Raw genomic sequence first — 19,126 nt, 5'->3', positions numbered from 1 at the left:
CTTCGCCCGCCCTTGACCCCGCCGATACCGAAACAAGGGATAGGATAAATTTGCGAAAAACCAGTTGACTTGGAATTCATCATAGAAGGTCGGGTCAGCCCAGCGTAACCCGATACTGCGCGTCTACTCCTTGCGGACGGTCAAACTTAAAACTCTTCCCACTCGTCGGCGCCGCGGGCCGGCGTCGGCGCTTTTTTCGCCGGCGCCGGAGCCGGGCGCTTGGGCGCCGGCCGCAGCGGCGCTGCGACGGCGGCCTTGGCGCGCGGCGCCGGCGTCCGCGCCGTCTGCGCCGCGTCGAGCTTGAAGATGCTGACGGCCTGCGCCAGGACGGCCGCCTGGTCGTTCAGCGATCCGGCCGCCGCCGCCGCTTCCTCCACCAGCGCCGCGTTCTGCTGCGTCACGCCGTCCATTTCGGTGATCGCCTGGTGGATTTGTTCGATGCCGATTTCCTGTTCGTGGCTGGCCGAGCTGATCTCGCCCATGATGTCGGTGACGCGCTGCACGCTGGCGACGATGTCGTCCATGGTGTTGCCGGCCTGCGTCACCAGCTTGCTGCCGGTGTCGACCTTGTCGACCGAGTCGCCGATCAGTTCCTTCACTTCGCGGGCGGCGGCGGCCGAACGCTGCGCCAGGTTGCGCACTTCCGACGCGACCACGGCGAAACCGCGGCCCTGCTCGCCGGCCCGGGCCGCCTCGACCGCCGCGTTCAGCGCCAGGATATTGGTTTGAAACGCGATGCCGTCGATGACGCTGATGATGTCGACAATTTTCTTGGCCGAGTCGTTGATCGCGGCCATGGTCTCGATCACCTGCGACACCACTTGGCCACCCTTGACCGCCACGTTTGACGCCGAACCGGCCAGTTGGTTGGCTTGGCGCGCGTTGTCGCCGTTCTGCTTGACGGTGGAGGTCAGCTCCTCCACCGCCGACGCGGTCTGCTCCAGCGCGCTGGCCTGCTGTTCGGTGCGCGCCGACAGGTCCAGATTGCCTTTGGCGATTTCGCTCGAGCCGTTGGCGATCGACTCGGTGCCGTTGCGCACTTGGCCGACAATGTTCTGCAGGCTGGCGTTCATGTCGCGCAGCGCCAGCAGCAACTGGCCGGTCTCGTCGCTCGACGCGACCACGATGCGGCTGGTCAGATCGCCCGCCGCCACCGTCTGCGCGATGCGCACGGCTTCGCCCAACGGCCGCGTGATCGAACGCGACACCAACCACGCCGCCGCGCCGCCCAACAGCACGGCGATGCCGCCCAGCGCAATCAGCAGGGTGCGCGAAAACTCGAACTGCCTGGCGCTATGCTCGCCCGACTCGTCCACCAGACGCCGCTGCAGGGCGTTGAAGTCGCGCAGCGTCGCGGCGAATTTGTGTAAAGCGTCGTAGGTCTCGCCGTGCGCCAGCGCGTTCGCGCCCTCGCGGTCGCCGGCGGCCAGCAGCGCCAGCACCTTCTTGTAGGAGGCCACGTACTGCTCGCCCTCGCCGCGGGCTTTGCTCAGCAGGGCTTTGCCCTCGGGCCGGTACAGCAGCGGCTCCAGTTTAGCCAGCGACTCGGTGAACGCCAGCTCGTTGGCGGCCAGGCGTTCGCGCCCGGCCTTGGCTTCGGCCTCGTTTGCGCTGCCGGTGAGTTGAAACACCCGCGTCATGCTGCCGCGTACATTGTCGAGCGCGTTGGCGGCCAGCGTCGCCTTGACCCAGTCCAGTTTGATGATCTTGTCCGTGCTCGCGTTTAAATCGGCCAGGCCGCTGGTGCCCAACGCCACGATGCCGACGAGGAACGCCAGCACCAGGCCGAAGGCGAAGTTCAGGCGCATGCCAATTTTCATGTTGCTAAAACCCATTTTATTCCTCGATAGATGTGTGTGCGGACGGCCGGGCGTAGCCCTCGCCGCATCGGCGGCGGGCGAACACGTGACGAACCGTGACAGCTGATGCTGTGGGGGATGGCGGCGGGATCGGGGCCGACAAATAGCCTTAACCGCAGGCGCGAGCTTGCCGGTCAAAAAACCCCGCGGCCTGGTGGCGCGGAGCGAAACCGGACGCGGTTTAACTATGGGTATCTCTTAAAAAGACACCGCGACATCATACTCCAAATATTTTAATTAGGAAACATTATGGCAAGAAAAACGCGCGCAGATCAAGCTACAAACACATGAAGAAGCGGTTCGCCAAGTCCAGCATGAAACTCGGGCGCAGGTAGGCGGCGAAGATCAGCGCCAGCAACGCCGCCCCCGCCACACGGATCAGCCAGGTTTTCACGCGGCCTTCAATTCGGCGCGCACCACGCCGCGCTCGTCGATGGGCAGGTTGGCCAGCGCCGCCAGCACGCCAAGGCCGATCGTGATGGCCCAGACGGTGTCGTAATTACCTTGGCGCGCATACAGGAAACCGCCCAGCCAAACGCCCAGGAAACTGCCGACCTGGTGCGAGAAAAACACCATCCCGGCCAGCATCGACAGGTGCTTGACGCCGAACACGCCCGCCAGGATGCCGTTCGTCAGCGGCACCGTCGACAGCCAGATCAGGCCCATCGCCGCCGCGAACGCGTACACCGACCACGAGGACAGCGGCGCCAGCAGGAACAGGCCGATCACCACGGCGCGGCCGAGGTAGATCGACGACAGCAGGTAGCGCTTGGGCAGCCGGCCGCCCAGCTTGCCGGCGTAGTACGAGCCGAAGATGTTGAACAGGCCGATCAGCGCCAGCGCGGTGACGCCGATGTTGGGGTTGATCAGGCCCTGGTCCTTCAAGTAGGCCGGCAGATGCACGGCGATGAAGACGACCTGGAAGCCGCAGACGAAATAGCCGGCCATCAGGAACAGGAAGGAACGGTTGCGGAAGGCCTCGCTGGCGGCCTCGCGGATGCTTTGCTGCGGGCCGGCATGCTGCGCCACGGCCGGTTCGCGCAGGTAAAACGCCATCGGGATCATGGCCAGCACCAGCAGCGCGGCCAGCAGGTAGAAGGCGTTTTGCCAGCCCAGCGCGTCGATCAGGTACTGCTCGACCGGCATCATCATGAACTGGCCGAAGGAGCCGGCCGCCGACGACATGCCGAAGGCCCACGAGCGCTGCTCCGGCGGCGCGGTGCGGCCGATGATGCCGCTGATGGCGCCGAACGCGGTGCAGGCCAGCCCCAGCCCGACGAACACGCCGGTGCCGACGATGAACAGGGTCGGCTGGGTGACCAGCGCCATCCACACCAGCCCGACCATGTAGCTGAGCGCGCCGACGATCACCACGCGCATGGTGCCGAAGCGGTCCGCCGCCATGCCGGCGAAGGGGCCGAACAGGCCCCACATCAAGTTTTGCATCGCCATCGCCAGCGAGAACGTCTCGCGGGTCCAGCCGTTGGCCTGCGAGATCGGCTGCATCCAGAAGCCGAGGCCGTGGCGCACGCCCATCGCCAGGGTCAGGATGACGCCGCTGGCGAGAAGCACTGTTTTCAGCGATGGCGCGCCGGTGTTGGTGGACATGGATTCCTCGGGTTATCGTTATATGTGAGCGCCGCGTAACGGGTTAACAGCAGCGGCGCCTTGAGAATTTCTATGGCCGCACCTGGTCGGCGCCGTACGCCAAGCCGATCTGCGCGCGGATGGTGTCGAGCACGCCCATCAGCGCCAGCGTCTCGGCGTGCGGCATCAGCGGGCTTTCGATCAGGCCGGCGCGCAGGCAGCGCATCACCTCCACCACCTCGTAGGCGTAGCCGCTGCCGATGTGCGGAAACTCCACCGTGCGCGCGTTGCCGTCGAGCGTTTCCACGCTCAGGGTCTGGGCCTGGAAAAAGCGGTTGTGGATGCGAATGTGGCCGAGCGGGCCGGCAATCGTCATGTCGCTCGGCGACTGGGCGCGGATGCTGCACACGCAGGACGACACGCCGCCGTCCCGGTGGAGCAGCGAAAACGCGGTTTGCAGGTCGACCCCGGTCGGACCCATCTCGGCGACCGCCTGCACCGCCGCCACCGGCCCGAGGAAAAAGGCCGACAGCGACAGCGGATAGATGCCGATGTCGAGCAGCGCGCCGCCGCCCAGTGCGGGGTTCAGCAGGCGGTGCAGCGGCCCGACCTCGGGCGCGGTGAAGCCGAAGTCCGACTGGATCTGCGCCACCTTGCCGATTTCGCCGCTGTCGATGATGCGCCGCACCTCGCCGATGGCCGGCAGGAAGCGCGACCACATCGCCTCCATCAGGAACAGCTGCTTGTGCCGCGCCAGGTCGACCATCTCGGCGGCCTCGCGCCGGTTCATGGCGAAAGCTTTTTCGCACAGCACGTGCTTGCCGCCGTTCAGGCACATCAGCGTGTTCTCGGCGTGCATCGCGTGCGGCGTCGCGATGTAGATGACATCGACGTCCGGGTCGTCGGCCAGCGCCTGGTACGAGGCGTGGCAACGGCCGACGCCGAATTCGCGGCCGAACTTGTCGGCCCCGGCGCTGCCGCGCGAGGCCACCGCGACCAGCTTGGCGCCGGCCACCTCTTGCAGCGCGAACGCCAGCGCGCGGGCGATCTGCCCGGTTCCCAAAATGCCCCAGCGTATGACTTTATCCATGCTCTCCGCCCTCCGCCGCAGCCGCGGCCTAGCCTAGTGTGGCGCCGCGCTCCGCTTCGGGCGGAACACGCTCGTGTCGTCGTAAAATGCCTGGTCCTGCCCGGGCCACCAGCCCGGCACGCCCAGCACCGGCAGCGGCGTGAAGTCGGCTTTGCTCAAGCCGCGCCCGGCCAGTTCGCCGGCCACCCGCTGGTCGATCCAGGCGCGCCTGGCCGCGTGCCCCAGCGCGAAAAAGTCGTCGCCGGCGAACACCACGCGGGTGTGCGCGGTGATCGCCTTGTACGGCGCCACCAGCTTTTCCATCAACGCGTGGCCGAACAACCACAGCTCGGCGTCGGCCAGGAAATCGGCGCGCCGCGCCAGCCAGGCGCCGCGCCAGTCATGCCCGCGCAAGGCCTCCACCAGGGCCGCGCCGCCAGCCGAGTCGCGCACCACCAGCAAGGCCGCGTTCTCGTCGAAAATCGTGGCGGCGTCGCGCGCCGGGCCGCGCGACTTGCCCACCCCGGCCAGCGCGATCTGCCCCGCCTGCAGCGCGTTCAGCTGGCGCTTGATGCGCGGGAAGCTGAGCCACACCAGGCCGTTGAAAAAATCGTGCAGGTTGTCGCGCGTCGGTACGCCGCCGGTGGCGCCGATGAACTCCTCGTACGCCGTGCCCTCCGGCAGCGCGCTTTGCGGCACGAACGACAGCGGCATGCCGCTAGCGTTACGCAAGCCCAGCGCCGCGGCACGCCCGTTGAACGCCTTGATCACGCCGTCGCCGGCCAGGTCGAGCCCGCCGGCGACGTCCAGCACGGACGCGTACCACGGACGGGTCCAATCTATGCCCTCCAACATCGACAGCTTAAACCAATTTCCAGTTGATGCGCTCGCCACCGTTGAGCGGGATCACCTTGTCGCCGGCCAGCGCCAGCGACTCCGGCAGCGTCCATTGCTCGCGCCGCAGCGTGACGCTGCCGCTGTTGCGCGGCAGGCCGTAGAAGGCCGGGCCATGGAAGCTGGCGAAGGCCTCCAGCTTGTCGAGCGCGCCGGCGCGCTCGAACGCCTCGGCGTACAGCTCCATCGCGTGCAGCGCCGTGTAGCAGCCGGCGCAGCCGCAGGCCGCCTCTTTGGCGCCCTGCGCGTGCGGCGCCGAGTCGGTGCCGAGGAAGAAGCGCTCGTCGCCGCTGGTGGCGGCCGTCATCAGCGCCAGGCGGTGCTCTTCGCGCTTCAGGATCGGCAGGCAGTACAGGTGCGGTCGAATACCGCCCTTGAAGATCTCGTTGCGGTTGTACAGCAGGTGGTGCGCCGTGATGGTGGCGGCGATCGGGCCATCGGCCTCGGCCACGTACTGCGCCGCGTGCTTGGTGGTGATGTGCTCGAAGACGATGTTCAGCGCCGGGAAGTCGCTGCGCAGCGGGCGCATTACGCGTTCGATGAAGACCGCCTCGCGGTCAAAGATGTCAATCTCGGGGTCGGTCACCTCGCCGTGCACCAGGAAGGGCATGCCGACTTCCTGCATCGTTTCCAGCGCCTTGTAGCAGTGCTTCAGGTCGCTCACGCCGGCGTCGGAATTGGTGGTGGCGCCGGCCGGGTACAGCTTGACCGCGTGCACGAAGCCGCTGTCCATGGCGCGGCGGATCTCGTCGGGCGCGGTGTTGTTGGTCAGGTACAGCGTCATCAGGGGTTCGAACTGCATGCCCTCCGGCAGCGCCGCCAGGATACGCTCGCGGTAGGCGGCGGCGTCGGCGGTGGTGGTCACTGGCGGCTTCAGGTTCGGCATCACGATGGCGCGGCCGAACTGGCGCGCGCTATGCGGCAGCACGCTGGCCATGGTGGCGCCGTCGCGCAAATGCAGGTGCCAGTCGTCTGGACGGGTGATGGTCAGGCTTTGGGGAGTTTCGATGATGGACATGGCGGCTTTCGTGGAACGGATCCGCCATTTTACCAGCGCGCCGGGGCCGCCGCGCGCTGGGATGCAACGGATGCAACAACACCACTGGCGTTCAGTGAGCGCGCTTTTCGCAGGTCGGGTTAGCCCATTGGGCGTAACCCGACTGGCGTCGGCAGCGGCTCGGCGTCGGATTACGCGTGCGCCTCGGCGGCCCCCGCATCCGACCTACGACACCTTAGTGGATGATTTTGGCCAGGAAGTCGCGCGCGCGGTCGGAACGCGTGGTGCCGAAGAATTCGTCCTTGCTGCAGTCTTCGATGATCTTGCCCTGGTCCATAAAGACGATGCGGTTGGCGACGCGCTTGGCGAAGCCCATTTCGTGCGTGACGACCATCATTGTCATGCCTTCCTGCGCCAGGCCGACCATGACGTCGAGCACTTCGTTGATCATTTCCGGGTCCAGCGCCGAGGTCGGCTCGTCGAACAGCATGGCGATCGGGTCCATCGACAACGCGCGGGCGATCGCCACGCGCTGTTGCTGGCCGCCCGACAGCTGGCCGGGGAACTTGTCCTGCTGGGTAAGCAGGCCGACCCGGTCCAGGTATGTCAAGCCCTTGGCGTTGGCCTCGTCGGCGCTGCGTCCCAGCACCTTGATCTGGCCGATGGTCAGGTTTTCGCGGATCGACAGGTGCGGGAACAGCTCGAAGTTCTGGAACACCATGCCGATGCGCGCGCGCAGCTTCGACAGATTGGTTTTCGGATCGCCCACCGAGATGTTGTCGACCAGGATCTCGCCCTTCTGGATCGGCTCCAAGCCGTTGACGGTCTTGATCAGCGTCGACTTGCCGGAACCCGACGGGCCGCAGATCACCATCACGTCGCCCTTGGCGACGTTGGTGCTGCAATCGGTCAGCACTTGAAACTGGCCATACCACTTGCTTACATTTTTCAGTTCAATCATTGTTCTTCTCCGTAATTTGGTATGCAGGGTGCCGCGGGCTTAGCGGATGATGGCGACGCGCTGGTGCAGGCGCTTGACCAGCAGCGACAGCGAGAAGCACAGCACGAAATACACCACGGCCACGAAAACGTACATCTCGACCAGGCGGCCGTCGCGCTGCGCCACCTTGGAGGCGGCGCCGACGAAGTCGGGGATCGACAGCACGTACACCAGCGACACGTCCTGGAACAGCACGATGGTTTGCGTCAGCAGCACTGGGATCATGTTGCGGAACGCCTGCGGCAGCACGATGTTGCTCATGCTCTGCCAGTAGTTCATGCCCAGCGCCTGCCCGGCCCAGACCTGGCCGCGCGGAATCGACTGGATGCCGCTGCGCATGATCTCGCAGTAATAGGCCGCCTCGAACATGATGAAGGTGATCAGCGCCGACGTGAAACCGCCCACTTTAACCGGCTCGTCCGCCCCGATGACCCAGGCGGCGATATACGGCACCAGGAAATAAAACCAGAAGATCACCAGCACCAGCGGAATCGAGCGGATCAGGTTGACGTAGCTGCTCGCCACCAGCGACAGCGCGCGGTTGCTCGACAGGCGCATCATGGCCAGCAATGTGCCCAGCAAAATGCCGCCGACCATCGCCAGCGCGGTCAGTTGCAGCGTGAAGGCCATGCCGGTCTGGAACAGGTAGACCCAGGAACGCGAAATGACGTCGAAATCGAAATCACCCATGTCAATGTCCTCCCGAGGAACCGGCGACGATAAAGCCCGGAATCGCGACTTTCTTCTCGATCAGGTGCATCAGCACCACGACGAGCAAATTGACCACCACGTAAATGATGGTGGCGGCCGAAAACGCCTCGAACACCTGGAACGAGAATTCCTGGATCGCCCGCGCCGAGGCGGTCAGTTCCATCAGGCCGATGGTCAGCGCCACCGAGCTGTTCTTGATGATGTTCAAGAATTCGCTGGTCAGCGGCGGCAGGATCACCCGCCCGGCCATCGGCAGCAGGATGTAGCGGTAGGTCTGCGGCAGCGTCAGGCCGATCGCGGTGCCGGCCATTTTCTGGCCGCGCGGCAGCGCCTGGATACCGGTTGTCACCTGGATCGCCACGCGCGACGAGGTAAACGTGCCCAGGCACAGCACGGCGGTGATGAAGGCCGAGTTGGGCAGCGATTTGAGCCAATCGCCGGCCGCCTGCGGCAGCAGCTCGGGCATGACGAAATACCACAGGAACATTTGCACCAGCAGCGGAATGTTGCGGAACAGCTCGACGTAGGCGTTGGCCGCGGCCACCACCCACTTGTTGGGCAGCGTGCGCACGGTGCCGATCACCAGGCCCAACGCCAGCGCGATGATCCAGGCGCAGCCGGCGGTGGCCAGCGTCCACATCAGCCCGGACCACAGCGTGTCCATGTACGTGCCGACGCCGTCGGGGGCGATTTCCCAGAAAATGCGCCAATTCCAGTGGTAGTTCATGTATATCCTTCCGATTCATGACAGCGCGCCGCCGCGAAAATGCAACTAACTGTATGGTATCTGTTTTTTATAGGTATCTTTCATTTCCAACGCCAGAATGGGCCGGAAACGAAACGGGAGGCTGACGCCTCCCGTTTTACTACGTTTTTAGTGTATCGACTGTCTGATTATTTCTTCTTTTTGCTGGCCACTTTTTGCGCTTCCGGCACGGCGGCGTAGGCGGCTGGGTCGCCCGAATCGCTCGGCTTGGCAAACACCACTTCAAGTTGCGGCGGCATCGGGAAGCTCAGGTTGATACCCTTCGGCGGGATCGGCGACAGGAACCACTTGTGGTAGATGCGCTTGATATCGTCCGACTGGTAGACGCGGGTCAGCGCCTCGTCGACAACCTTCTTGAAGGCCGGGTCGTCCTTGCGCATCATGATGCCGTACGGCTCGACCGACAGCGCTTCGGTGGTGATCTCGTAGTCGGCCGGGGTCTTGGCGTTGGCGCGTTGCGACGCCAGCAAGATGTCGTCGTTCGCCTCGGCGGCGGCGCGGCCGGTTTCCACCATCAGGAACGACTCGGGATGGTCTTTGCCGACCAGAATGGTCATGCCCAGGTCTTTTTCCTTGTTCAGGATGGTCATTTGCTTGAGCGTCGTGGTGCCGGCGGTGGCGACCAGGGTTTTGCCCTTCATGTCGGCCAGCGTTTTGATGTTCGACGATTTCTTCACCAGCAGGCGGTTGGCGATGACGAACATGGTCGGCGCGAAACCCACTTGCTGCTGGCGCTCGATGTTGTTGGTGGTCGAGCCGCATTCGAGGTCGATGGTGCCGTTCGCCATCAGCGGAATGCGGTTGGCCGAGGTGACCGGGTTCATCACCACTTTCAATTCGGTCAGGCCCAGGTGCTTTTGCACCGCCTTGACCGCCTTCATGCACAGGTCGACCGAGTAGCCCTGGTACTGCTGCTTGTCGTCGAGGTAGGAAAACGGAATCGAGCCGTCGCGCACGCCCAGCGTGATGGTGCCGGTTTTTTTGATTTTCGCGAGCGTGCCGGTCTCTTGAGCCTGGGCCTGGGACATGCTGGCGATTACACCGACGCTGAGCAGCGCGGCCATCATTTTGACTAATTTCATATTCTCTCCTGGGCGGATAAACCGGCGCAATTTCCCGGCATTGTTTTCTCGTTGTGTTCTGGTGATACGGCGACACCAATTCCAAACGGATTTTATTTCATTTTTGGCGGATGAATGCCTGTATTTGCATCAGGAGGCAAAATTGATTCGAATTGCCACACCGGGCGCCGGCCACAGTGTGGCTTTTTTGACAGCCGGGCGCGGCGCCAAACTCACGCCGCCTCGGCCCCGCTGACTTCCTCGTCCTGGCGGGCCTGCTGGCGCTGCCACATCTGGGCGTACAGGCCGTTGGCGGCCAGCAGCGCCGGGTGGCTGCCGCGCTCGACGATGCGGCCGTGTTCGAGCACCAGGATCTGCTCGGCGTCGGCCACCGTCGAGAGGCGGTGCGCGATCACCAGCGTGGTGCGGTTCCTGGCTATGTCCTGCAACTGCGCCTGGATGGCTTGCTCGGCCTTGGAGTCGAGCGCCGAGGTGGCTTCGTCGAAAATCAGGATGGCCGGGTTTTTCAGCAAGGTGCGGGCGATCGCCACGCGCTGCTTTTCACCGCCCGACAGTTTCAGGCCGCGCTCGCCGACCATCGAGGCGTAGCCGTCCGGCAGGCTTTCGATGAAGTCGTGGATCGAGGCCGCCTTGGCGGCGGCGACGATGTCGTCCTTGCTGGCGCCCGGCTTGCCGTAGCCGATGTTGTATTCAATGGTGTCGTTGAACAGCACCGTGTCCTGCGGCACGATGCCGATGGCGCCGCGCAGCGACGCCTGCGTCAGCGCGCGCAAGTCCTGGCCGTCGATGGTGATGGCGCCGCTGTTGACCTCGTAGAAGCGGAACAGCAGCCGCGCCAGCGTCGACTTGCCCGAGCCGCTGTGGCCGACCACGGCGGTGGTGGTGCCGGCGGCGATGGTGAAGTCGATGTCGAACAGGATCTTGCGGTTGGCCTCGTAGCTGAAGTCGACGTGCGCAAAGCGCACCTCGGCGCCGCCGGCGGCCAGCGCGCGGGCCTGCGGCGCGTCGGCGATTTCGCGGTTCTGGTCCAGCAGCGAGAACAGGCGCTCCATGTCGGCCAGGCTCTGCTTGATTTCGCGGTAGATCACGCCGAGGAAGTTCAGCGGAATGTAGAGCTGGATCATGAAGGCGTTCACCAGCACCAGGTCGCCCAGCGTCATGCTGGCGTCGATGACGCCGGCGGTGGCGCGCCACAGGATCAGCGTGACGGCCGTGGCGATGATCAGCGACTGGCCGGTGTTGAGCACCGACAGCGAGGTTTGCGACTTCACGGCCGCCGTCTCGTAGCGCTTCAAGCCCTCGTCGTAGCGCTGCGCCTCGTAGTCCTCGTTGCCGAAATACTTCACCGTCTCGTAGTTGATCAGCGAGTCGATGGCCTTGGTGTTGGCCTTCGAGTCGAGGTCGTTCATGGTGCGGCGGAAATGCGTGCGCCAGTCGGTGACGGTGACGGTGAAGACGATGTAGAGCGCCAGCGCGACGCCGGTGATGACGGTAAACCAGATGTCGTAGTGCGTCGCCAGGTAGCCCAGCACCAGGCTGATCTCGACCAGCGTCGGCAGGATGTTGAACAGCGTGTAGGAGATCAGCGAGCCGACCCCGCGGGTGCCGCGCTCGATGTCGCGGGTCATGCCGCCGGTCTGGCGGTTCAGGTGGAAGCGCAGGCTCAGCGCGTGCAGGTGGCGGAACACCTTCAGCGCGATGGTACGCACGGCGCGCTGGGTGACGCGGGCGAACAGGAATTCGCGCAGCTCGGTAAACACCGTGGTCGACAGGCGCAGCGCGCCGTAGGCCACCAGGATGCCCAGCGGCAGCACCAGCATCGCCTGCGGATGGGCCGGCGTGATGCTCATCGCGTCGACCAGCTGCTTGAGCACCAGCGGCACGCCGACGTTGGCCAGCTTCGCGCCGACCAGGCACAGCAGCGCCAGCAGCACGCGCCATTTGTATACCCACAGGTAGGGCAGCAGGGTTGTCAGGGTGGCGAAATCACTGCGGGCGGCGGGCTTGCCGGCGCCGCTGGCAGGGGCGGGAGGGGTATCGGGATAACGGCGCATAGCGAAGCTCGGCTTTTTATGGTTCAATCTGGGCAATTGTAGCCTTTCATGAGATTTCACGATGACCACCCCCCAAACCCCGTACGACAACTGCCTCACTTCCGGTCTGCCGGCGGGGAAAATGCCTGAACTGCGCATGATGCCGGCGCCGTCCGACGCCAACGTCTACGGCGACGTGTTCGGCGGCTGGATCATGGCCCAGGTCGACATCGCCGGCTCGCTGCCGGCCACCCGGCGCGCCAACGGCCGCGTGGCGACCATCTCGGTCAATTCCTTCGTTTTCAAAAACCCGGTCTTCGTCGGCGATTTACTGTCCTTCTACGCCGATATCGTCAAAGTGGGCAACACCTCCATCACCGTCAACGTGGAAGTTTACGCCGAGCGCAACCGCCTGCAAGCCTGCGTCGTCAAGGTCACCGAGGCCACGCTGACCTACGTCGCCACCGATTCCGACCGCAAGCCGCGCAAGGTGCCGCCGATTGAAACGCTGATCTCCTAAGCCGCGGATGGAGCCGCGGCGCCGCGTTTTCCTGCTCGGCGCCGGCGGCCTGGCCGCGCTGGGCACCGGCCTGGCCGCGCTGGGCGGCGGCCCGGCGCGCGCCGCCGCGGGCGCCGGGCCGGCGGCCTATCCGTTCAGCCTTGGCGTCGCCTCCGGCTCGCCGCTGCCGCACGCGGTGGTGCTGTGGACGCGCATCCTGTACCACCCGCTGGACGGCGCCGCCATGCCGCCGCTGGCCATGCCGGTGCGCTGGGAGGTGGCGCACGACCAGGCCTTCAGCCGCCTCGCCGCCAAGGGCGTGGCCAGCGCCACGCCGGCGCTGGCGCACAGCGTCCACGTCGACGTCGGCGGGCTGGAGCCGGGGCGCTGGTACTGGTATCGCTTCATGCTGGGCGACGCCGTCAGCCCGGTCGGGCGCACCCGCACCGCGCCGGCGCCCGACAGCCTGCCGGGCGCGCTGAAGCTGGCGGTGGCCTCGTGCCAGCACTGGGAGTTCGGCGCCTACGCGGCGCACCGCCACATCGCGGCGGCCGCGCCGGACCTGGTGGCCTTCCTCGGCGACTACATCTACGAATGGGGACCGTACCAGTTGCGCCATCCGGCGTCGGCGGTGCGCACGGCGGAGAGCTTCAGCCTGGCCGAATACCGCGCCCGCTACGCCCAATACAAAAGCGACCCGCACTTGCAGGCGGCGCACCTGGCCGCGCCCTGGATCGTCACCTGGGACGACCACGAGGTCGCCAACGACTACGGCAACGACCGCGACGAGCGCCTCAGCGCCGACTTCCCGCAGCGCCGCGCCGCGGCCTACCAGGCGTTCTACGAACACATGCCGGTGCGGCTGTCGCTGCCGGACCGGCGCGGCTTCGCCCACATGCGCATCTACCAGCGCTACGACTGGGGCCGGCTGGCGCGCCTGCACGTGCTCGACGACCGCCAGTACCGCTCCCACCACGCCTGCCCGAAAGCCGGCATGGGCGGCTCGAATTCGGTCGGCCCGCGCGACTGCGCCGCGCTGCGCGAGACCGGCCGCGGCATGCTCGGCGCCGCACAACAGGCGTGGTTGGAAGAGGGACTGCGGACGTCGCCGGCGCGCTGGAACATCCTGGCGCAGCAAACCTTGATGGCGCAGGCTAGCCAGGTGCCGGTGGCGCGCGACGGCGACGGCCGCTTCTGGACGGACGGCTGGGACGGCTACCCGATGGCGCGCCAGCGCCTGTTCGACGCCCTGCAAAGCAGCCGGGCGGCGAATCCGCTGGTGCTGTCGGGCGACGTCCACACCTTTTACGCGGCCGAGTTGCGGCGCGACCCGCTGCGCCCGCCCTCGGCGCGCAACCCGGTGCTGGCGACGGAGTTTTGCGGCACCTCGATCACCTCGCCGTCGCGCCCGCAGGCGCGCACCGAGCAGTACGTGGCGATGAACCCGCACATCCAATACGGGCGCAGCGACAAGCGCGGCTTCATGCTGCTGGAGGTGACGCCGGCGCGCACCACGACGCTGTTCCAGGGCCTGGCCGACGTCCACGACGCCAACTCGGCGCTGGCGACCGTGGCCAGCTTCAGCGTGCGCGACGGCCAGCCCGGCCCGCGGCAATCCTGAGGCTTGCCGCGGGCGCCGGGAAGTGGCCGAGGCCGCCTAGGCGGCTTGCTTTTCGTCGCGCAGCTGGCGCCGCAGGATTTTGCCGACGTTGGTCTTCGGCAGCTCGTCGCGGAATTCGATGTATTTCGGTTTCTTGTACGCGGTCAGCTCGCGCTTGCAGAATTGCTGCAACTGCTCGACGGTCAGGTTCGGGTCCTTGCGCACCACGAACAGTTTGACGGCCTCGCCGGCGTTGGCGTCGGGCACGCCGATGCAGGCGCATTCGAGCACGCCCGGATGGCCGGCGACGACGCCTTCGACCTCGTTCGGGTAGACGTTGAAGCCGGAGACGATGATCATGTCCTTCTTGCGGTCGACGATGCGGATGTAGCCGCGCTCGTCCATCTTGCCGACGTCGCCGGTCTTGAAGAAGCCGTCCGGCGTCATCGATTTCGCGGTTTCGTCGTCGCGCCGCCAGTAACCGGCCATCACCTGCGGGCCGCGGATGGCGATTTCGCCGGCCTCGCCGAACGGCACCGGCTCGCCATCGTCGTCGAGGATGCCGATTTCGGTCGACGGCAGCGGCAGGCCGATGGTGCCGCTAAATTCCTGGATGTCGCAGCGGTTGGCCGACACCACCGGCGAGGTTTCCGACATGCCGTAGCCTTCGATGATCGGGCAGCCGGTCAGCTTCAGCCAGCGGTCGGCCACCGCCTGCTGCACCGCCATGCCGCCGCCGTTGCATACCTTGTAGCTGGAGAAGTCCAGCTTGGCGAAGTCGGCGTTGTTGAGCAGCGCGTTGTACAGCGTGTTGACGGCCGGGAACACGGCGATCTTGTATTTCGCCATTTCCTTGACGAAGCCGGGAATGTCGCGCGGGTTCGGGATCAGCACGTTCATGCCGCCCAAGCGCATGCCCATCAGCGCGCTGACCGTCAGCGAATAGATGTGGTACAGCGGCAGCGCGCAGATGAAGTCGAGCTGGGGCGCGGTGGCGGCGTCCGGCATCACCGGTTTCAACCAGGCTTCGTTTTGCAGCACGTTGGCGATGACGTTGCTGTGCAATAGCACGGCGCCCTTCGAGACGCCGGTGGTGCCGCCCGTGTATTGCAGGAAGGCGATGTCGGCATGGCCCAGCTTGACCGGCTGCAGCGTCTGGCGCGCGCCCTCGGCCAGCATTTTCTTGAACTGGATGGAGCCGGGCAGCGCATACGCCGGCACCATTTTCTTGACGTTGCGCACGACGAAGTTGACCATCGCGCCCTTCAGGCCCATCAAGTCGCCCATCGCCGCCACGATCACATGCTTGACCTGGGTCTTGGCGAGAACCTGCCCGAGCGTCGTGGCGAAGTTTTCCAGCACGACGATGGCCTCGGCGCCCGAGTCGCTCAGCTGGTGTTGCAGTTCGCGCGGCGTGTACAGCGGATTGACGTTGACGACGGTGTAGCCGGCGCGCAGGATGGCCGCCATCGCCACCGGATATTGCAATACGTTGGGCAGCATGATGGCCACGCGCGCGCCCTGCTTCAAGCCCTTGCCCTGCAACCAGGCGGCCATTTGCTGCGACAACTTGTCGAGTTCGCCATAGGTGAGGAACTTGTCCATGCACACATACGCGTTGCGCTCGGCATATTTGCGGAAAGCCTCCTCCAGCAGGTGCGCCAGCGACCGGTACTGTGTGCAGTCGATTTCCGCCGCGACGCCTTCGGGGTATGACTTCAGCCAAATCTTGTCCATCTATTGCCTCGTTGGTATGGGGGCGCGCGCATCGCGCGCGCCGCCCGGTTCTCTCTTCGTGAATAAAACGGCCCGGCCGCCAAGCGGTCGGGCCGTGCGCCGGGCGCGCCAGGGCGGCGGGACGCCCCCTTACGCCACCTTCTTTTCGTCGCGCAGCACGCGCCGCAAAATCTTTCCTACGTTGGTCTTGGGCAGCTCGTCGCGGAATTCGATGAACTTCGGCCGTTTGTAGCCGGTGAACTGTTCCTTGCAATACGCCATCAGCGCCTCGGCCGTCAGCGCCGGGTCCTTGCGCACCACGAACACTTTGACGGCCTCGCCGGAATGCTCGTCGGGCACGCCGACGCAGGCGCATTCAAGCACGCCCGGATGCAGCGCGATCACGCCCTCGAGTTCGTTCGGGTAGACGTTGAAACCGGACACCAGGATCATGTCCTTCTTGCGGTCGACCACCTTGACGTAGCCGCGCTCGTCCATGACGCCGATGTCGCCCGATTTGAAAAAGCCGTCCGGCGTCATCACTTTGGCGGTCTCGTCGGGCCGGTTCCAATAGCCGCTCATCACCTGCGGGCCGCGGATGGCGATTTCGCCGGGCTGGCCCAGCGCCACCGGCTGGCCGGCGTCGTCGAGGATGGCGATGTCGGTCGACGGCACCGGCAGGCCGATGGTGCCGGTAAACACCGCGCTGTCGCTCGGATTGCAGGTGGCCACCGGCGAGGTCTCGGACAGGCCATAGCCTTCGACGATGGCGATGCCGGTGACTTTTTTCCACTTGTCGTTGACGGCCTGCTGCACCGCCATGCCGCCGCCGTTGGCGATTTTCAGGCCGGAGAAGTCGAGCTTGGCGAAGTCCGGGTGGTTCAGCATCGCGTTGTACAGCGTGTTGACGGCCGGCAGGATGTGGAAGGGATGCTTGCTGAGTTCCTTGATGAAGCCGCCGATGTCGCGCGGATTCGGGATCAGCAGGCACAGCGCGCCCATGCGCGTGCCCCACAGCGCGCAGGCGGTCAGCGCAAAAATATGGTACAGCGGCAACGCGCAGACGATGGTCAGCGTCTCCACCCGCGGCGCCTTGTTCAGCCCCGGTTGCGACCAGGCCTCGCTTTGCAGGATGTTGGCGATGATGTTGCGGTGCGACAGCGCCGCGCCCTTCGACACGCCGGTGGTGCCGCCGGTGTATTGCAGGAAGGCGATGTCGGTGTGGGTCAGCTCGACCGGGGTCAGCTTCATGCCGCCGCCCTGCGCCAGCGCCTGCTTGAAGCGCACCGCGTTCGGCAGCGAGAACGCCGGCACCAGTTTCTTGACGTTGCGCACCACGAAATTGACCAGCATGCCCTTGGCACCGCCGAGCATCTCGCCCATGCTGGCGACGACGATGTGCTTCACCGAGGTCTTGCCGAGCACTTGTTCGAGCGTGGTGGCGAAGTTTTCCAGGATGATGATGGCCTCGCTGCCGGAGTCGTTCAACTGGTGCTCCAGCTCGCGCGGCGTATACAGCGGATTGACGTTGACGACGACGTAGCCGGCGCGCAGCACGGCGGCCAGGGCGATCGGATATTGCAGCACGTTGGGCATCATCAGCGCCACGCGCGCGCCCTTTTTCAAGCCGCGGCTTTGCAGCCAGGCGCCCAGTTTTTTCGAGTAGGCGTCGACTTCGGCGTAGGTCAGGAACTTGTCCATGCAGACGTAGGCGTTGCGGTCGGCGTATTTGCGGAAGGCTTCCTCCTGCAAATGCACCAGCGAACGGTACTGGCCAGCATCGATTTCGGTTGGTACGCCCGGCGGGTACGACTTCAGCCAAATCTTGTCCATGCTGTGCCTCTCGTCTCTGATTATGCTTATTGGGAGCCGGCGCACCATGCCGGAATAGCCGGCTTTGCGCATAGGCTAGCCGGCTACTGCATGTGATGCTATCGATCGACGCGGCGCAACGCAAGCGCTTTTCCGGCTATTTGAGTAAGCCCTCTAGCGGTATTTTATGCTGCGATGCAGCATAGCCGCACTTCCCGACAATCGCCGTTTTCCTGCCTTGCCGAAGAATATTTGCCTTTACGGGCGGCTCAGTTCCAGCAGAGCGCGGTGGCGCTGGTCCTTGTCCCGTTCGGCCAACGTGTGCACTGCAGCATAAAAAGCACGAAAGGTCTTTTTTTCTTGGAGCAGTTTTTGGAAGGCCGGCAAAAAATCGTTGTAGGTGGCCACGGAGGCGAGGTGGGCGTTGCTCAACGGTTCGGCAAACCAGCGGTCATAACCGGCGTAGCCGCCCCAATTGGTCTTCAACACCTGGTATTCGTCTTTCAGCGCGGCGAAGATGCGGGCCTTTTCGGCGCGCTTGTGCGCCGCCGTCGACGCGCCGGCGTACAGCGCCTTGAGCGCCTCGCGGTGGCGCAGCAACAGGGCCAGGAAATCCTGGCGCCGCCCCTGGTGTTGCAGGTAGGCCTGGTGCGCGGCGGCGTTGCCGAAACGCTCCAGCCAGAGCTTCACGCCGGCCTCCTCCACCGCGCTGGCGAACGATTCGTTGAAGCGCGAATCGCCGGGCACGTACAACTGCTGGTGCGCCAGTTCGTGGAAAATCAGGCGCGCCAGTTCGGCGTCGTTGTAGTTGATGAAGGTCGACAGCAAGGGGTCGTCGAACCAGCCCAGCGTGGAATAGGCCGGCACCCCGCCCAGTTGCACGTCGTAGTGTTCGGCGCGCAATTCGGCGGCGTAATCCTGCGCCGCCTCCTTGCCGTAATAGCCGCGGTACTGGACGCAGCCGGCGATGGGGAAGCACCATTGCAGCGGGCTCAGCGACAGCTCCGGCGTGGCCACCACGTTCCACAGCACGTAGGGGCGCTTCAGGGCGGCGTAGTTTTTATAGCTGCCGTTGTCGGGCAAGCCCAGTTCGCTGACGGCGAAGGCGCGGATCTCGCGCGCCTTCGCCAGCCGCGCGCGCAGCTTGGCGTCGGTGCCCGGATCGCCCAACCAGTCGTCGATCGAGCGGGCGCCGGACCACAGCGAGTATTGTCCCTGCGCCGCCTGGGCGTAGTAGCTAAGCTGGGCGCAGCCGCCCACCGCGGCCGCCAGCGCGCCCGCCACCAACAGGCGCGCCGGCCAAGAGAATCGGGATGGGATGCGGCTCATTGCCTTGCTCGTCCTTGCTGAGGATACCGGGTAGCGTGGCGCTGCTCCGGGCCAACGTTGTCGGGTTGCGCCCCGGCGGGCTAACCCGACCTTCTATGATGAATTCCAAGTCAACTGGTTTTTCGCAAATTTATCCTATCCCTTGTTTCGGTATCGGCGGGGTCAAGGGCGG

Annotated in this window: 15 protein-coding genes; 2 read left to right on the top strand and 13 right to left on the bottom strand. The window is 65.2% G+C overall.

Annotated features, from left to right (window positions below):
* Positions 1–146 precede the first annotated feature (146 nt).
* The 10 genes from ACFDR9_RS21880 to ACFDR9_RS21835 all read right to left on the bottom strand — a co-directional run bounded on the left by ACFDR9_RS21880 (position 147) and on the right by ACFDR9_RS21835 (position 12,019).
* Complete coding sequence (locus tag ACFDR9_RS21880; protein ID WP_409032328.1) at positions 147–1,835, bottom strand: methyl-accepting chemotaxis protein; 1,689 nt, start codon at positions 1,833–1,835, stop codon at positions 147–149.
* A gap of 414 nt (positions 1,836–2,249) precedes the next feature.
* Positions 2,250–3,467, bottom strand: coding sequence for an MFS transporter (locus ACFDR9_RS21875; protein ID WP_409032327.1), 1,218 nt, complete (start codon positions 3,465–3,467; stop codon positions 2,250–2,252).
* 70 nt (positions 3,468–3,537) lie between these two features.
* Positions 3,538–4,536, bottom strand: coding sequence for a Gfo/Idh/MocA family protein (locus ACFDR9_RS21870; protein ID WP_409032326.1), 999 nt, complete (start codon positions 4,534–4,536; stop codon positions 3,538–3,540).
* A 33-nt stretch (positions 4,537–4,569) separates the two neighbouring features.
* Entirely contained in the window at positions 4,570–5,370 is an 801-nt protein-coding gene (locus ACFDR9_RS21865; protein ID WP_409032325.1) for a DUF3025 domain-containing protein, read from the bottom strand.
* Between the two features lie 7 nt (positions 5,371–5,377).
* Positions 5,378–6,427: a dihydroorotase gene (gene pyrC, locus ACFDR9_RS21860; protein WP_409032324.1), complete on the bottom strand. Its 1,050-nt coding sequence runs from the start codon at positions 6,425–6,427 to the stop codon at positions 5,378–5,380.
* 214 nt (positions 6,428–6,641) lie between these two features.
* Entirely contained in the window at positions 6,642–7,367 is a 726-nt protein-coding gene (locus ACFDR9_RS21855; protein ID WP_409032323.1) for an amino acid ABC transporter ATP-binding protein, read from the bottom strand.
* A 39-nt stretch (positions 7,368–7,406) separates the two neighbouring features.
* Positions 7,407–8,096, bottom strand: coding sequence for an amino acid ABC transporter permease (locus ACFDR9_RS21850; protein ID WP_409032322.1), 690 nt, complete (start codon positions 8,094–8,096; stop codon positions 7,407–7,409).
* Between the two features lies 1 nt (position 8,097).
* Positions 8,098–8,844: an amino acid ABC transporter permease gene (locus ACFDR9_RS21845; RefSeq protein ID WP_409032321.1), complete on the bottom strand. Its 747-nt coding sequence runs from the start codon at positions 8,842–8,844 to the stop codon at positions 8,098–8,100.
* A 167-nt stretch (positions 8,845–9,011) separates the two neighbouring features.
* Positions 9,012–9,965, bottom strand: a complete 954-nt coding sequence (locus tag ACFDR9_RS21840) for an amino acid ABC transporter substrate-binding protein (RefSeq protein WP_017879633.1) — start codon at positions 9,963–9,965, stop codon at positions 9,012–9,014.
* Between the two features lie 212 nt (positions 9,966–10,177).
* On the bottom strand, positions 10,178–12,019 hold the full coding sequence (locus ACFDR9_RS21835; RefSeq protein WP_409032320.1) for an ABCB family ABC transporter ATP-binding protein/permease: 1,842 nt from the start codon (positions 12,017–12,019) through the stop codon (positions 10,178–10,180).
* A 61-nt stretch (positions 12,020–12,080) separates the two neighbouring features.
* On the opposite strand from ACFDR9_RS21835, the gene ACFDR9_RS21830 reads away from it, so the two are divergent.
* Positions 12,081–12,518, top strand: a complete 438-nt coding sequence (locus ACFDR9_RS21830) for an acyl-CoA thioesterase (RefSeq protein WP_026133581.1) — start codon at positions 12,081–12,083, stop codon at positions 12,516–12,518.
* 7 nt (positions 12,519–12,525) lie between these two features.
* A complete protein-coding gene (locus tag ACFDR9_RS21825) occupies positions 12,526–14,118 on the top strand; it encodes an alkaline phosphatase D family protein (RefSeq protein ID WP_409032319.1) in 1,593 nt (530 codons plus the stop codon).
* Between the two features lie 36 nt (positions 14,119–14,154).
* Here the strand turns inward: ACFDR9_RS21825 and ACFDR9_RS21820 are convergent, their stop codons facing one another.
* The 3 genes from ACFDR9_RS21820 to ACFDR9_RS21810 form a co-directional block, all read right to left on the bottom strand.
* The gene (locus tag ACFDR9_RS21820) at positions 14,155–15,834 is read right to left on the bottom strand and encodes a long-chain-fatty-acid--CoA ligase (protein ID WP_017879637.1); all 1,680 of its coding nucleotides are present in this window, start codon (positions 15,832–15,834) and stop codon (positions 14,155–14,157) included.
* A 129-nt stretch (positions 15,835–15,963) separates the two neighbouring features.
* Positions 15,964–17,646, bottom strand: coding sequence for a long-chain fatty acid--CoA ligase (locus tag ACFDR9_RS21815; RefSeq protein ID WP_017879638.1), 1,683 nt, complete (start codon positions 17,644–17,646; stop codon positions 15,964–15,966).
* Between the two features lie 237 nt (positions 17,647–17,883).
* The gene (locus ACFDR9_RS21810) at positions 17,884–18,954 is read right to left on the bottom strand and encodes an aminopeptidase (protein WP_051068427.1); all 1,071 of its coding nucleotides are present in this window, start codon (positions 18,952–18,954) and stop codon (positions 17,884–17,886) included.
* Positions 18,955–19,126: the final 172 nt, after the last annotated feature.

This window comes from Janthinobacterium sp. CG_23.3 (assembly GCF_046115965.1).
In the GTDB taxonomy this organism is placed as follows: Bacteria; Pseudomonadota; Gammaproteobacteria; order Burkholderiales; family Burkholderiaceae_D; genus Janthinobacterium.
This window is presented reverse-complemented; position numbering and strand designations above follow the sequence as displayed.

What these genes read in the sequence shown, in the direction of transcription:
- ACFDR9_RS21880 (WP_409032328.1), bottom strand. Translation starts at nt 1,835, where the DNA reads ATGGGTTTTAGCAACATGAAAATTGGCATGCGCCTGAACTTCGCCTTC.
- ACFDR9_RS21875 (WP_409032327.1), bottom strand. Translation starts at nt 3,467, where the DNA reads ATGTCCACCAACACCGGCGCGCCATCGCTGAAAACAGTGCTTCTCGCC.
- ACFDR9_RS21870 (WP_409032326.1), bottom strand. Translation starts at nt 4,536, where the DNA reads ATGGATAAAGTCATACGCTGGGGCATTTTGGGAACCGGGCAGATCGCC.
- ACFDR9_RS21865 (WP_409032325.1), bottom strand. Translation starts at nt 5,370, where the DNA reads ATGTTGGAGGGCATAGATTGGACCCGTCCGTGGTACGCGTCCGTGCTG.
- pyrC (WP_409032324.1), bottom strand. Translation starts at nt 6,427, where the DNA reads ATGTCCATCATCGAAACTCCCCAAAGCCTGACCATCACCCGTCCAGAC.
- ACFDR9_RS21855 (WP_409032323.1), bottom strand. Translation starts at nt 7,367, where the DNA reads ATGATTGAACTGAAAAATGTAAGCAAGTGGTATGGCCAGTTTCAAGTG.
- ACFDR9_RS21850 (WP_409032322.1), bottom strand. Translation starts at nt 8,096, where the DNA reads ATGGGTGATTTCGATTTCGACGTCATTTCGCGTTCCTGGGTCTACCTG.
- ACFDR9_RS21845 (WP_409032321.1), bottom strand. Translation starts at nt 8,844, where the DNA reads ATGAACTACCACTGGAATTGGCGCATTTTCTGGGAAATCGCCCCCGAC.
- ACFDR9_RS21840 (WP_017879633.1), bottom strand. Translation starts at nt 9,965, where the DNA reads ATGAAATTAGTCAAAATGATGGCCGCGCTGCTCAGCGTCGGTGTAATC.
- ACFDR9_RS21835 (WP_409032320.1), bottom strand. Translation starts at nt 12,019, where the DNA reads ATGCGCCGTTATCCCGATACCCCTCCCGCCCCTGCCAGCGGCGCCGGC.
- ACFDR9_RS21830 (WP_026133581.1), top strand. Translation starts at nt 12,081, where the DNA reads ATGACCACCCCCCAAACCCCGTACGACAACTGCCTCACTTCCGGTCTG.
- ACFDR9_RS21825 (WP_409032319.1), top strand. Translation starts at nt 12,526, where the DNA reads ATGGAGCCGCGGCGCCGCGTTTTCCTGCTCGGCGCCGGCGGCCTGGCC.
- ACFDR9_RS21820 (WP_017879637.1), bottom strand. Translation starts at nt 15,834, where the DNA reads ATGGACAAGATTTGGCTGAAGTCATACCCCGAAGGCGTCGCGGCGGAA.
- ACFDR9_RS21815 (WP_017879638.1), bottom strand. Translation starts at nt 17,646, where the DNA reads ATGGACAAGATTTGGCTGAAGTCGTACCCGCCGGGCGTACCAACCGAA.
- ACFDR9_RS21810 (WP_051068427.1), bottom strand. Translation starts at nt 18,954, where the DNA reads ATGAGCCGCATCCCATCCCGATTCTCTTGGCCGGCGCGCCTGTTGGTG.